Genomic DNA, 13,382 nt, shown 5'->3' with positions numbered 1-13,382 from the left:
CGACGCCGGTCCGGCCCGGACCCTTCGCCTCATCACGCTCGGGATGAGCGTGGGCCTCCTGCTCGCGATGCTGGCGCTCGTCGTGCTCGTGAGCCGCGCGTGGGGCGCGTCGGCGCTCCGGCTGCCGCTTCGTCCGGCCCTGGCCGGCGCGTCCGGCGCGGCGGCCGCCGGGGCCGTGGGCTGGTGGCTCGGGGGCGCGTGGTCCACGGAGGGAGCGGTCGAGGCGGCTGCGACGTGTGTCGCGTGCGCCGTTGTCGGCGTGGTCGTCTTCGCCGCGGTCGGCGCCACGATCGACCGGTCCATCGTGCGTCGACTGCTCGCGCGGGTCCGTCCCGGTGTCGTTGCCACGAAGGAGCCGTCATGAGGGTCCTCATGCTCGTCGGCCGCTCGACGGGCGGCATCGGCACGCACGTCGACCGGCTCGTCGACGACCTCCGCCGGGAGGGCACCGACGTCGCCCTCGTCACCGACCCGTCGACTGCGGCGTGTTTCGGGTGGGCAGACGCCCACCTCCTGTGGCCGGTCCACCCCGGGCTGCGTGCGCCGCGCGGTCTCGTCGACTGGCACCGCATCATGCGCCTGACCGGCACCGTGGACATCGTGCACGCCCATGGCCACCAGGCCGCCGTGATCGCTGCCGTCGCGGTCCTTCGGGCACGGCCGCGCCCAAGACTCGTCGTCACGCTCCACAACGACCTGCCGCCCCGGCTGCGCTCGGGCCCCGCCGCTCGCGTCGTCGCCTGGGCGCTGCGCCGTGCAGACCTCGTCACGGGCGCGAGCGGCGACCTCGTCGAGCTCGCCCGCGACCTCGGCGCCGAACCGGTCGAGCTCGCGACCGTCGCCTCGCCGGGCGTCGCAGCCATCCTCGCGAGCAGCCCGGCGACCCCGGGGGAGCGGGCCGCCCTGCGCACCGCCGCCGGACTGGCTCCCGACGGGCCGCTCGTCGTCACCGTGTCCCGCCTCGCGCCGCAGAAGGATCTGCACACCCTCGCCGCCGCAGCCCGCGACTCGCGCTGCGGCGCCACCTGGGTCGTGATCGGCGCGGGGGACGACGCGCTCCGCGCCCACGTCGAGAGGGAGGCGAGCGGCATACCCCTCGTGTTCCTCGGCGCACGTGACGACGTCCCCGCGTGGCTCCGGGCGGCGGACGTGTTCGTCCTCACGAGCCGGTGGGAGGCCCGTGCCCTCGTCGTGCAGGAGGCGATGGCCGCCGGGGTGCCGGTGGTCGTGACGCGGACGGGCGGGCTGCCGGACCTCGTCGGCGATGCGGGCGTGCTCGTTCCCGTCGGCGACGCCGCAGCCGTGACGCGCGCCGTCGACTCCCTCCTCGGCGACCCCGATGAGCGCCGCCGGCTCGGAGCGCGGGCCCGGGAGCGCGCCCTCGCGTGGGCCAGTCCCGGGGACGAGGCACGCCGCTGGCGAGAGCGCTACACGGAGACCCTCCGCCGATGACGTAGACTCAAAGTCCGTGGTGGAAACGACGAAGCACATCTTTGTGACCGGAGGCGTCGCCTCTTCGCTCGGCAAGGGCCTCACGGCATCCAGCCTCGGACGACTTCTGCGATCGCGCGGCCTCAAGGTCACGATGCAGAAGCTCGACCCCTACATCAACGTCGACCCCGGGACGATGAACCCGTTCCAGCACGGTGAGGTCTTCGTGACCGACGACGGGGCCGAGACCGACCTCGACATCGGCCACTACGAGCGCTTCCTCGACGTCAACCTCGTCGGCGCCGCCAACGTGACGACCGGCCAGGTCTACAACAACGTCATCGCCAAGGAGCGCCGCGGCGAGTACCTCGGCGACACGGTCCAGGTGATCCCGCACATCACCAACGAGATCGTCGCGCGGATGCGGGCGCTCGCGACCGGCGGCGCCGACGCCCCCGACGTCATCATTACCGAGATCGGCGGCACCGTCGGCGACATCGAGTCGCTGCCGTTCCTCGAGGCGGCCCGCCAGGTGCGCCACCTCATCGGCCGGGACAACAGCTTCTTCCTCCACGTCTCGCTCGTGCCCTACCTCGCCCCGAGCGGTGAGCTCAAGACCAAGCCGACGCAGCACTCCGTCGCCGCGCTCCGCCAGGTCGGCATCCAGCCCGACGGGCTCGTCCTGCGGGCCGACCGCGAGATCCCCGACCCGATCAAGCGCAAGATCTCGCTCATGTGCGACGTCGACGTCGCCGCCGTCGCCGCGGCCGTCGACGCGCCGAGCATCTACGACATCCCGAAGGTCCTCCACCGCGAGGGCCTCGACGCCTACGTCATCCGCCGCCTCGGGCTCGGCTTCCGGGACGTCGACTGGACCGAGTGGGACCAGCTCCTCCAGCGGGTCCACGACCCCGAGCACGACGTCGAGATCGCCCTCGTCGGCAAGTACATCGACCTGCCCGACGCGTACCTCTCGGTGACCGAGGCGCTCCGGGCCGGGGGCTTCCACCACGACGCGCGGGTCCGGATCCGCTGGGTCGCTAGCGACGACTGCCAGACGCCTGCCGGGGCGCAGAAGGCCCTCGGCGGCGTCGACGGGGTGCTCATCCCGGGCGGCTTCGGCGTGCGCGGCATCGAGGGCAAGCTCGGGGCGCTCACCTGGGCCCGCGAGAAGCAGGTCCCGACGCTGGGGATCTGCCTCGGCCTGCAGTGCATGGTCATCGAGTACGCCCGCACCGTCGCCGGCATCACCGACGCGTCGTCGACGGAGTTCGACCCCGAGACGCCACACCCCGTCATCGCGACGATGGAGGAGCAGAAGGCCTTCGTCGAAGGTGCCGGTGACCTGGGTGGGACGATGCGCCTCGGCAGCTACCCCGCCGTCCTCCAGGAGGGCAGCGTCGTCCGCGAGACGTACGTTCAGGCCGAGGTCAAGGAGCGTCACCGCCACCGCTACGAGGTCAACAACGCCTACCGGGCCGACCTCGAGAAGGTGGGTCTCGTCTTCTCGGGCACCTCACCCGACGGGAGCCTCGTCGAGTTCGTCGAGCTGCCGCGTGAGGTCCACCCGTACTACGTCTCGACCCAGGCGCACCCCGAGTTCCTCTCGCGGCCCAACCGTGCACACCCGCTCTTCGCCGGGCTCGTCGGGGCGGCGCTGGAGCGGCAGCGAGGCGGACGACTCGTCGAGGTGGAGCGTCAGCGCGCCGCCGAGGCGAATGCGGCCGCCGCCGTGACGGGCGAACCCGTGGCCGCCGCGGTCGCCGCCGAGTCGGACTGAACGCCGGCCCGTGAGTCTCGAGGCCCCGCGTGGGCGAGGGAGCGACCTCGTCGAGGAGTGGGGGAGCCGACCGGTCGTCGCCACCGAGACGCCCTTCGAGGGGATCGTCTTCGACGTGCGCCGTGACACCGTCGACCTCGGGGAGGGTGGCATCGTCGTGCGCGACTACGTCACCCACCCCGGGGCGGTCGTCGTCGTGGCGCTGCACCCCTTCGACGGGGTCGACCACGTGCTCCTGATCCGCCAGTACCGCCACGCCGCCGGGGGCCAGATCTGGGAGCTGCCGGCCGGGATGCTCGACGTCCCGGGCGAGCCCCCGTGGGAGGCGGCGGCGCGCGAGCTCGCAGAGGAGGTCGACCTCGTCGCCGACCGCTGGGACCTCCTCGTCGACCAGGTGGCCTCACCCGGTGTCTACCCCGAGCCGATGCGGATCTTCCTCGCCCGTGAGCTGCGCGACGTCGACGCGGAGGAAGCCCACGAGCGCACGGCGGAGGAGCTCGAGCTGCGTCCCCTGTGGGTCCCCCTCGACGACGCAGCCGACGCCGTGCTGCAGGGGCAGGTCAGCAACGGCGCCGCCATCGTCGGGATCCTCGGTGCGCATGCGGCGCGGACTCGCGAGTGGGCGACCCTGCGCCCCAGGGATGCCGCGTGGCCCAGCCACCCGGCATACCGCGGGCCGACCCCGTGACGACGGCGCCCGGCCCCTGTCCGTGCGGGAGCCGGGAGGCGTATGCCGGGTGCTGCGGTCCCATCCTCGACGGCCAGCGCCTCGCCGCCACGGCCGAGCAGCTCATGCGTTCGAGATACACCGCTTTCGCGCTGGGGGACGAGGGTCATCTCGTCCGCACCTGGCACCCCCGGACGCGACCGGCACAGGTCGACCTCGACGACACGGAGTGGACCGGGCTCACCGTCGTCGCCTCACACGCGGGAGGCGCCGAGGACGCCGAGGGGACCGTCGAGTTCGTCGCGCGCTGGCGCAGGGGAGGGCGGAGCGGCCGAATGCACGAGGTCAGCCGGTTCTCCCGGCGCGCCGGGCGCTGGCTCTACGTCGACGGCGACCACGACTGACCCCGACCGACGGGCCCGCAGCACGGCGACCGCGACTCCGGTGAGCAGGATGACGCCCCCGACCCACTCGACGCCGCTGGGTCGCTCTCCGAGCACGACCGCCGCCGCAGACATGCCGAACACGGGTACGAGCATCGCGAAGGGCGTCACGCGGGCGACGGGGTGGCGCGCGAGCAGGGTGTTCCAGAGGCCGTAGCCGACGAGCGAGGACAGGCCGGCGGTGTAGAGGGTCGACACCACCGCCTGCCAGGGCAGCCCGGTCAGGGCCCGCCCGATCGCCTCGGGACCTTCGATACCCAGGGACAGGGCGAGCGCCGGGAGCGGCACGACAAGGCCGGACCACACCGTGACTCCGATGCCCGAGACGGGTCCGGCTCTCCGGGTGAGGACGTTGCCGACGGCCCACGAGACCGCCGCGAGAACGAGGACGACGAGCGGCAGGACGGGTGCGGAGAGGCCTCGTCCGACGGCGATCGTCAGCAGACCCGCGCCCCCGAGCGCGACGCCGAGGCGCTGCCGCGCCGAGGGGCGCTCGCGGAGCCACACCGCCGCGATCACCACGGTGAAGAGCACCTGGGCCTGGAGGACGAGCGAGGTGAGGCCCGGCGGCATGCCGAGGTGGAGCGCGAGATACATCAGGCCGAACTGTCCGAGGCTCGTGAACGCGCCGATGAGGGCCAGGTCCCGCCACGGGAGTGCGGGTCGTCGGACGAACAAGACGGCGGGGACGCAGACGCAGAGGAAGCGCATCGCGAGGAAGAGGAACGGCGGGACGGACTCGAGTCCGGCGCTGATGGCGATGAAGTTCGTGCCCCAGAGAAACGCGACGAGGACGGCGAGGGCGGTGTCACGAGGGCGCATCAGAGGTCTCGATCTCTTCGGGGAGTGGGACGCCGTGGGTCCGGCGCACGGACCCCCGGGGCGGTGACCTCCATGGTGGACGCGCCGAACCGTTCACGTCCATCAAACAATCCGATGTCTCAATGTGTACCATCGCTTCATGATCGACCCGATCGCCCTCCGGTCCCTCGTCGCCGTCGAGCAGCTGGGCTCGGTGGGCGCCGCGGCCACCGCTCTCGACTACACGCCGAGCGCCGTGTCACAGCAGATCAAGCGGCTCGAGGCCCAGACCGGCGTCCAGCTCCTCGAGCGCCACGGCCGCGGCGTGCTGCTCACCGAGTCGGGGCGCACGCTCTGCGACTCGGCGCGCGACCTGCTCTCGAGGATGGAGCGCCTCGAGGCCCGCCTCCATCGGGCCTCCGGCGAGACCGCAGGCACGGTCCGGCTCGCGACCTTCGCCACCGCCTACCGGGGTCTCGTCGTTGGCGCGATCGGCACCCTGCGGCGGGCCGCGCCGGGCGTCGTGCTCCGGCCCGACGAGATCGACCCGTGGGATGCCGTCGACGCCGTCGCGGCCGGAACCCACGACCTCGCTCTCGTCCACAACTGGGAGCCCCTCCCGCTCGCCATCCCGGACCACCTCGAGGTGCGCCACCTCGGCCGGGACCGCGCCGACGTGCTGGTGCACGCGGACCATCCACTTGCGGCACGCACCACCATCGCGGTCACCGACGTCCTCGACGAGGCCTGGGCGAGCGTGGCACCCGGCTCGATCTGTCATCAGTGGCTGCAGAAGATGTATGCCGATGTCGGCCGGGCCCCGCGCATCGCCCACGTCGCACTCGAGTTCGCCACGCACGTCGCGCTCGTCGCGAACGGTGAGGCTATCGCCCTGGTGCCGCGGCTCGGCCGTGGACCGCTGCCGGACGGTGTCGTCGCCGTCCCGATCGTGAAACCGGTGTCGGAACGCACCGTGAGCCTCGTCTGGCGCGGCACCATGACGGCCAGCCCGGCGCTCGCGGCAGCCGTCGAGGCGCTTGCGGCGGAGGCCTCCCGAGACCTCACCGCGGTCTAGGCGCGCCTGGAGGCGCGTTGGGGCGCTCTGGGCCTCGCGGACGCGCACGGAGAACCTGACGTCAGGGCGATGCAGCGGGCGCGGCCGACCGCATCCCGGTCCCAGCGGTCGCCTGCGCCTGCGCCTGCGCTCGCGCGGCGAGGGCGGCCGCCTGGCGCCCGGACGGCTCGTCGAGGCGCAGCCGGCTCCTCAGCCGACCGGTGGGCCGCTCCACGAGAACCCACGAGAGCCACGCGACGACGACGGCCACCGCCACGAGGACGAGGTTGCGTCCGAGGGTGTGAGCCCCGAGCAGCCGGGAGTTGATGAGTGCCTGGTGCCAGAGGTAGAACGCGTAGCTGATCGTCCCGAAGAAGACCATGAAGCGGGACCCGACGAGGCGCGCATGGCCCGACACGGCGGCATACACGAGCCAGAGGGCGACCACGGCGAAGACGGCACCGAGGGGACGGAAGAGCTCGTGGTCGACCTCCATGCTGTGCCCCGGGAACGCCGACAGGGCGACGAGGACGAGGAACGGGAAGAGGGGGCTCGCGTGCGGGAGGGCGATCTCGCGCCGGCCCAGCTCGGCGAGCGCCAGGGCGAGCGAGGCGCCGAGCAGGAGCGCGAACGCGTTGGTCTCGGTGGCGACGTCGAGGCGGATCGCCGCGCCCTTGGTCCACACGCTGTAGAACGTCGCGCCGCCGGCCAGCGCGAGCACGATGCTGAGGGCCCGGGCCCGGAACCACGTGACGACGACGACGAAGACCGTGGGCCAGACCACGTAGAACTGCTCCTCGACCGAGAGCGACCACAGGTGGTTGAGGACGCCGAGGTCGTGTCCCGCGATGCGCACGTAGTTGCCGACGTAGAGCAGCGAGGCGAGGGCCTGCCACGGGTATGCCGCAAGGTGGCCCGGGTCGGTCAGCGCAAGGAGGACCGGCACGGCGGCGAGGAGCAGGAGAAGTGCGGGCAGGAGCCGCAGGGCCCGCCGTCCCCAGAAGCGCCAGAGGCTGATCGCGCCGTAGCGGTCGTGCTCGCGGACGAGCAGGCTCGTGATGAGGTATCCGGAGAGCACGAAGAAGAGGGTCACCCCGGAGAGGCCCCCCCAGCGGACGGGCAACCCCGCGTGGGCGGCGACGACGAGGAGGACCGCGAGTCCGCGGACGCCGTCAAGGTCTCGGTTTCGGGAGTGCTGCACGCAGGCAGAGTCTACGGGCTGCGTGGCGCGAGCCCCGAACCGCACACCGTAGGATTGGGGGTCGGTGCCCGCCAGCCCGGGCCCGGTCGTGGCCCCAGGAGGCCGCACCGCACCACCATCTCGCACCCGGAAGGATCCTCCGTGCTCCGCACTCACGAGGCCGGCACCCTGCGTGCCGACCACGCAGGCCAGATCGTCACCCTCACCGGCTGGGTGGCCCGGCGTCGAGACCACGGTGGCGTCGCCTTCCTCGACCTGCGCGACGCCTCGGGAGTCGCCCAGGTCGTCGCCCGCGACGAGGTCCTCGCCGAGGGGGGCGCGCACGACGTCCGCAACGAGTACTGCGTCAAGGTGACCGGCGAGGTGCGCCTGCGCCCCGAGGGCAACGCCAACCCCGAGCTGCCCACCGGCGAGATCGAGGTCATCGTCAGCGACCTCGAGGTGCTCAACCCGGCCGCCCCGCTGCCCTTCCAGATCGACGAGCGGGTCACCGTCGGCGAGGAGGCCCGCCTCAAGCACCGCTACCTCGACCTGCGCCGTCCCGGCGCGAGCTCGGCCGGCTCGGCGATCCGGCTGCGGTCCAAGGTCAACGCCGCCGCCCGCAGCGTCCTCGGCGCTCGCGACTTCGTCGAGATCGAGACCCCGACCCTGACCCGCTCGACTCCCGAGGGCGCACGCGACTTCCTTGTGCCCGCGCGACTCGCCCCGGGCAGCTGGTACGCCCTGCCGCAGAGCCCTCAGCTGTTCAAGCAGCTGCTCATGGTCGCCGGCATGGAGCGCTACTACCAGATCGCCCGCTGCTACCGCGACGAGGACTTTCGTGCCGACCGCCAGCCGGAGTTCACCCAGCTCGACATCGAGATGTCCTTCGTCGACCAGGACGACATCATGGAGCTCGGAGAGGCGCTCATCTCGGCGATCTGGAAGCTCATCGGCGTCGAGCTGACGACGCCGTTCCAGCGCATGACCTACACCGAGGCGATGGCCCGCTACGGCTCCGACAAGCCCGACCTGCGCTTCGGCCAGGAGCTCGTGGAGTGCACCGAGTACTTCGCGGACACGACCTTCCGCGTGTTCCAGTCTGAGTACGTCGGTGCCGTCGTCATGCCGGGTGGCGCATCCCAGCCGCGCAAGCAGCTCGACGCGTGGCAGGAGTGGGCCAAGCAGCGCGGGGCCAAGGGCCTGGCCTACGTCCTCGTCCAGGAGGACGGCGAGCTCGGCGGCCCGGTCGCCAAGAACCTCAGCGACGCCGAGCGAGCCGGCCTCGCGGCGCACGTCGGGGCCCGGCCGGGCGACTGCATCTTCTTCGCCGCCGGCACGGCCAAGGCGTCGCGTGCGCTGCTCGGGGCGGCCCGCCTCGAGATCGGCCGACGGTGCGACCTCATCGACGAGGACGCCTGGAGCTTCCTCTGGGTCGTCGACGCCCCGCTCTTCGAGCCGGCGGCCGACGCCACCGCCTCGGGCGACGTCGCCCTCGGCTACAGCGCGTGGACGGCCGTGCACCACGCGTTCACGTCGCCGAAGCCCGAGTTCGTCGACACCTTCGACACCGACCCCGGATCGGCGCTCGCGTACGCCTACGACATCGTCTGCAACGGCAACGAGATCGGCGGGGGCTCGATCCGTATCCACCGCCGCGACGTCCAGGAGCGCGTCTTCAAGGTCATGGGGATCTCGCACGAGGAGGCCCAGGAGAAGTTCGGCTTCCTCCTCGACGCCTTCGCCTACGGCGCCCCGCCGCACGGCGGCATCGCGTTCGGCTGGGACCGCATCGTCGCGCTCCTCGCGAAGACCGACTCGATCCGTGACGTCATCGCCTTCCCCAAGTCGGGCGGCGGCTTCGACCCGCTCACGTCCGCCCCGGCGCCGATCACGGCGGAGCAGCGCAAGGAGGCCGGCGTCGACGCCACGCCAGAGCCCCGCGGCGGTGAGCGCGAGCCGGCGCCCGCTGCCCAGGAGGCGCCGGCGGTCTGAATCCAGCCACCCGCGGACGTATGCCGCTCACCCCGCTGGGTGGGCGGCATACGTCCGTCCGGGGCTGAGTGCCCACCGGCGCCCGGGGAGGGCAGGATGAGGTGGTGACGTCGATCTCGAGAGCCCCCGGTGACGTGCTCGTCCACCTGCGACGGGCGCGCGACCTCGCCGACCGGGAGTACGCCGAACCGCTCGACCTCGACCGGCTGGCCGCCGCGGCTGGGCTCTCGAAGTACCACTTCCTCCGGCTCTTCAAGGTGACCTACGGAGTCACTCCGGCGGAGTACGTCTCGAGGCGGCGGATCGAGCGCGCACAAGACCTGCTGCGCGCCACCAACCTCACGGTGACGGAGGTGTGCCACGCCGTGGGCTTCACGAGCCTCGGCTCGTTCAGCAGCCGGTTCCGGGCGGTCGTGGGCGAGAGCCCGAGCGACTTCCAGGCGCGGTGGGCGGCGACGGGCGCCCCGCGGATCCCCGGTTGCTACGTCTTCATGTGGGGACTCGCCGAACGGTCCGCAATCGAGGAGAAGCGCGAGGGCAAGGCGCGCTCCTAGCGTGGTCGCATGATCACCAACATCTCCATCGTCAGCGTCTTCGTGACGGACATCGACGAGTCCAAGAAGTTCTACACCGACGTCCTCGGGTTCGACGAGAAGGACGACATCACCCTCGGTGACGGCTACCGCTGGTGCACCGTCGCCCACCCGAGCCAGCCCGAGATCTCCGTGCACCTCACGGTCCCAGGTCCGCCGTTCTCGCCCGAGCTGGTCGAGGCCATGAAACGGGCCCAGGACGACGGCGGACTCAACGGCCTCGGCCTCGACGTCGACGACTGCCAGCGGACCTACGAGCAGCTGCGCGGCAAGGGCGTCGAGTTCCTCCAGCCCCCGTCGCAGCGTCCCTACGGCACCGAGGCCGTGTGCCGCGACAACTCTGGCAACTGGATCGTCCTAGTCCAGCACCCCGGAAAGCCCACTGCCGCAACCGATCTCGACTGAGTGCCGCCATGGTCCGGTCGGGTCGTCACGCGCTCAGCGCGACGGCCCGACTGGCCCATGAGCACGGGTTGTCGTAGCCGAGCGAGTGGTAGAGGTTTCGGGCCACCGCGTTGTCGGAGTACATCCCGAGCGTGCACACGCCCTCGGAGAGGACGGCGCTGCGCGTCAGGGCGCCGACGATCGTCCGACCGAGCCCCTGGCCCCTCAGCGTCGCGGCGACGGCCACGGACGAGATGTGCGGTGCACCGGCCGGGGTGCGGCCCAGGGCGGCGACCGCGGCGAGCCGACCTCCCTGGCCCTCGACGGCGACCCACTGCTCGCCGCCACAGGGCGCCGTGTCGGCGGTGGGCGAGTGCTCGGCGAGGAAGTCGACGACCTCCTCACGCCGGGCGACGTCGTCGAGCGGCACGACGCGCTGGCGCTCGGCCGAGGCGGCAGGCGCGGTCGTCGTGTAGAACCACTCCCAGTCGCCGCCCGCCCCGATGCGGAAGCGCTGGTGCAGGAGCGGCTCGAGGTGCTGGGGCAGGCTGACCCCGACGGCGGAGCGCCGGCCGTCGCGGGCCCCCGAGCGGGTCGCCAGCTCGGGCAGCAGGTCGACGAGCTCCGCGACACCCGCGTCGGACCCGAGGAGCGCGAGCACCGGCCTGGCCTGTCGCCGGCGGCGGAACGCGACGGCTCCGTCGACCTCCCACCAGTCCTCGGCGAGGGCGTCCGGCACGTCGTAGGCGATGTACGGATGGTCGTCGGTCGCCGCCAGAAGGGCTGCGCGGCCGTGGCGCTCGCGCAGCAGGGACGGGCTCACTCGGTGATCCCGAAGCGGTCGTGGAAGCGCCGCATGGGACCCGGCGCCCACCAGTTCCAGCGCCCGAGGAGCGTCATCGTGGCGGGAACGAGCAGCATCCGCACGAGCGTGGCGTCGATGACGACCGCCGCGACGAGCGCGAGCCCCATCTGCTTGATGATGAGGATGTCACCGGCGATGAACCCGGCGAAGACGATGACGATGAGCAGCGCCGCGGAGGTGATGATCCGGCCGCTCCGCTGGAGGCCGAGCGACACGGCCCGGTCGTTGTCGAGGCCGGCCCGGTGGAACTCGGTGATCCGCGAGAGCAGGAAGACCTCGTAGTCCATCGACAGGCCGAACCCGAACGCGAGGACGAGGAACGGGACCATCGACTCGACCGCGCCGACCGACGAGAAGTTGAGCAGGCCCTCGAGGTGCCCCTCCTGGAAGATCCAGACGACGACGCCGAGCGCAGCGCCGAGGGAGACGACGTTGAGCAGCAGGGCCTTGATCGGGATGACCACCGACCCCGTCATGAGGAAGAGCAGGACGAAGGTTCCGAGGACGACGAGCGCCACGGCATACGGCGCGCGGTCCGACATGGACTGGAGGAAGTCGATCTGGGCCGCGGCCTGGCCCGTCGTGAGCGTCTCGAAGGGCGCCTTCGTCTCGCGAACCCGGGTCACGAGGTCCTGCGCAGCGTCCGACGTCGGCGGCCCGGCGACCCGGATGTCGACGACCTGGTGGCTCGTCCCGAGGGGCCGCACCGTCACGGACTCAACGCCCGTGTCGTCCTTGAACTGCCCGGCCCACGCCGTGACGGCGGCGGTGTCGCCCGACCCTGCGACGACGGTGACCTCGGGTGCGGACAGCGTCGGGTAGTCGCGGGCGAGGTCCTCGAAGAAGACGCGCTGCTGGGCGTCCTTGGGCAGCAGCTCGGTGCCGGACGACGTGAGGCGCATCGAGAGGGTCGGGAGGGCCAGGGTCACGAGCACGACGAGGATGCCGAGGATCACGGCGATCGGGCGACGCTGCACGGCAACGGCCAGACGGGAGAACATCCCCGTGTCCGAGACCGGCTCGACCGCCTTGCGGGCGAGCCGCTTGGCACCCAGGACGGCGAGTGCCGGGATCAGGGTGATCGCGACGACCATGGCCACGAGCACGACGCTCACTCCGGCGACCCCGATGGCCCGCATGATCGAGGCCTGGAAGATGAGCAGACCCGACAGTGCGATGGCGACCGTCAGCCCCGAGAAGAGGACGGTGCGACCGGCGGTCGCGACCGTCCGCTCGGCGGCGGCGGCGACCTCCTCCTTCGTCGGGACCGGGTGCTGGCGGTGCGCCAGCTCCTCCCGGAACCGGCTCACCGTGAGCAGGCCGTAGTCGATCGACAGGCCGAGCCCGAGCAGGGTGACGATGTTGACGACCGTGGCGTCGAGCTCGACGACGTGGGAGAAGGCGAAGAGCGACAGCAGCGCCCCGCCTATCGCGATGACGGCGCCGACGATCGGCATCCCCGCGGCGATGAAGCCACCGAAGACGAACAGCATGACGATGAAGGTGAGGGGCAGCGCGATGCCCTCGCCGCGGAGGAGATCGCGCTCGACCGTGCTCGTGATGGCGTGGATGACCTTGCTCGTGCTGCCGAGCGAGCCCTTGGCCTTCATCGCGTCGGCGACCCCGAGGAGTGCCTTCTCCGCCTGTGCCTCGGCGGTGTCCTGGGCGGCCTTGTCCAGCCCGGGCTCGAAGTTGACGACCGTGACGAAGCCACCCGCCGTGGGGCTGCCGCCGGCGAGGAGCGGGGCGACGGACGGGTCCGTCAGCCCGGAGGGGTTGAGCAGGGGGGACTTGACGCCCTTGACGCCCGGGATCTTCCCCACCGTGACCGTGGCATCAGCACCGGCCTTGACCACGGCAGGGTCCTGAAGGTCGGCGCCGGACACCTGGAGCGTGAGCGTCTCGAGGGTCGGCTCGCTCTGCTCGATCACGTCGCGAGCCCGTGAGGACTCCGACTCGACGGTTGGTGCGCCCGAGTGCAGCCGCTCGAAGAGGGACTCGCCCGTCACCCCTCCGACGGCGATGGCGAAGCAGGTGATCGCGACGACGACCCAGCCGATGACCCAGAGCCCGGGACGGCGGGCGATGAGCCCGCCGAGCCGGGCCAGCGCGGTGCGGTGGGCGGGTGACGCCGTCGGCTCGGGGAGGACAGGGGAGGGCGGGGGACTCGACTGCACACGGATAGCCTT

At 72.1% G+C, this 13,382-nt stretch carries 11 protein-coding genes and 2 pseudogenes; 9 read left to right on the top strand and 4 right to left on the bottom strand.

The genetic code is table 11. The annotated features are described in order from the left end of the window. The 5 genes and pseudogenes from N865_RS22975 to N865_RS23815 form a co-directional block, all read left to right on the top strand. Positions 1-364 (top strand): annotated as a pseudogene (locus N865_RS22975) (virulence factor MviN); the annotation flags it as partial. Further along, positions 361-1,452 carry a glycosyltransferase family 4 protein gene (locus N865_RS04235; RefSeq protein WP_034801871.1) on the top strand — a complete coding sequence of 364 codons (1,092 nt, stop codon included), beginning with the start codon at positions 361-363 and terminating at the stop codon, positions 1,450-1,452. The pseudogene N865_RS22975 and the gene N865_RS04235, both read left to right, overlap by 4 nt. Positions 1,453-1,468: 16 nt before the next feature. Then, complete coding sequence (locus N865_RS04230; protein ID WP_051510098.1) at positions 1,469-3,211, top strand: CTP synthase; 1,743 nt, start codon at positions 1,469-1,471, stop codon at positions 3,209-3,211. 10 nt (positions 3,212-3,221) lie between these two features. After that, a complete protein-coding gene (locus N865_RS04225; protein ID WP_034801870.1) occupies positions 3,222-3,899 on the top strand; it encodes an NUDIX domain-containing protein in 678 nt (225 codons plus the stop codon). A 104-nt stretch (positions 3,900-4,003) separates the two neighbouring features. After that, positions 4,004-4,210, top strand: a pseudogene (locus N865_RS23815) (YchJ family protein); the annotation flags it as partial. Here the strand turns inward: N865_RS23815 and N865_RS04220 are convergent. After that, positions 4,133-5,143, bottom strand: coding sequence for an EamA family transporter (locus N865_RS04220; protein WP_084327928.1), 1,011 nt, complete (start codon positions 5,141-5,143; stop codon positions 4,133-4,135). The pseudogene N865_RS23815 and the gene N865_RS04220 overlap by 78 nt on opposite strands. A 139-nt stretch (positions 5,144-5,282) precedes the next feature. Here N865_RS04220 and N865_RS04215 point away from each other — a divergent pair, with 139 nt between their 5' ends. Then, complete coding sequence (locus N865_RS04215) at positions 5,283-6,197, top strand: LysR family transcriptional regulator (RefSeq protein ID WP_034801920.1); 915 nt, start codon at positions 5,283-5,285, stop codon at positions 6,195-6,197. Between the two features lie 61 nt (positions 6,198-6,258). Here the strand turns inward: N865_RS04215 and N865_RS04210 are convergent, their stop codons facing one another. After that, positions 6,259-7,377 carry an acyltransferase family protein gene (locus tag N865_RS04210; protein ID WP_084327927.1) on the bottom strand — a complete coding sequence of 373 codons (1,119 nt, stop codon included), beginning with the start codon at positions 7,375-7,377 and terminating at the stop codon, positions 6,259-6,261. 141 nt (positions 7,378-7,518) lie between these two features. Here N865_RS04210 and aspS point away from each other — a divergent pair, with 141 nt between their 5' ends. From aspS to N865_RS04195, 3 genes are all read left to right on the top strand, one after another. After that, the gene (gene aspS / locus N865_RS04205; RefSeq protein ID WP_034801869.1) at positions 7,519-9,351 is read left to right on the top strand and encodes an aspartate--tRNA ligase; all 1,833 of its coding nucleotides are present in this window, start codon (positions 7,519-7,521) and stop codon (positions 9,349-9,351) included. Between the two features lie 104 nt (positions 9,352-9,455). Further along, entirely contained in the window at positions 9,456-9,905 is a 450-nt protein-coding gene (locus N865_RS04200) for a helix-turn-helix domain-containing protein (protein ID WP_157557551.1), read from the top strand. Positions 9,906-9,914: 9 nt separating this feature from the next. Further along, positions 9,915-10,349: a VOC family protein gene (locus tag N865_RS04195; protein WP_034801868.1), complete on the top strand. Its 435-nt coding sequence runs from the start codon at positions 9,915-9,917 to the stop codon at positions 10,347-10,349. Positions 10,350-10,374: 25 nt separating this feature from the next. Here the strand turns inward: N865_RS04195 and N865_RS21585 are convergent, their stop codons facing one another. Together N865_RS21585 and N865_RS04185 are read right to left on the bottom strand one after the other, a co-directional pair. Continuing rightward, entirely contained in the window at positions 10,375-11,151 is a 777-nt protein-coding gene (locus N865_RS21585) for a GNAT family N-acetyltransferase (RefSeq protein WP_051510095.1), read from the bottom strand. Beyond that, a complete protein-coding gene (locus tag N865_RS04185; RefSeq protein WP_084327925.1) occupies positions 11,148-13,370 on the bottom strand; it encodes an MMPL family transporter in 2,223 nt (740 codons plus the stop codon). The genes N865_RS21585 and N865_RS04185 overlap by 4 nt, the downstream gene beginning before the upstream one ends. Positions 13,371-13,382 lie beyond the last annotated feature (12 nt).

The organism is Intrasporangium oryzae NRRL B-24470, assembly GCF_000576595.1.
GTDB lineage: Bacteria > Actinomycetota > Actinomycetes > Actinomycetales > Dermatophilaceae > Intrasporangium_C > Intrasporangium_C oryzae.
Note: the sequence above shows the minus strand (reverse complement) of the source record. Positions and strands in the feature narration are given on the sequence as shown.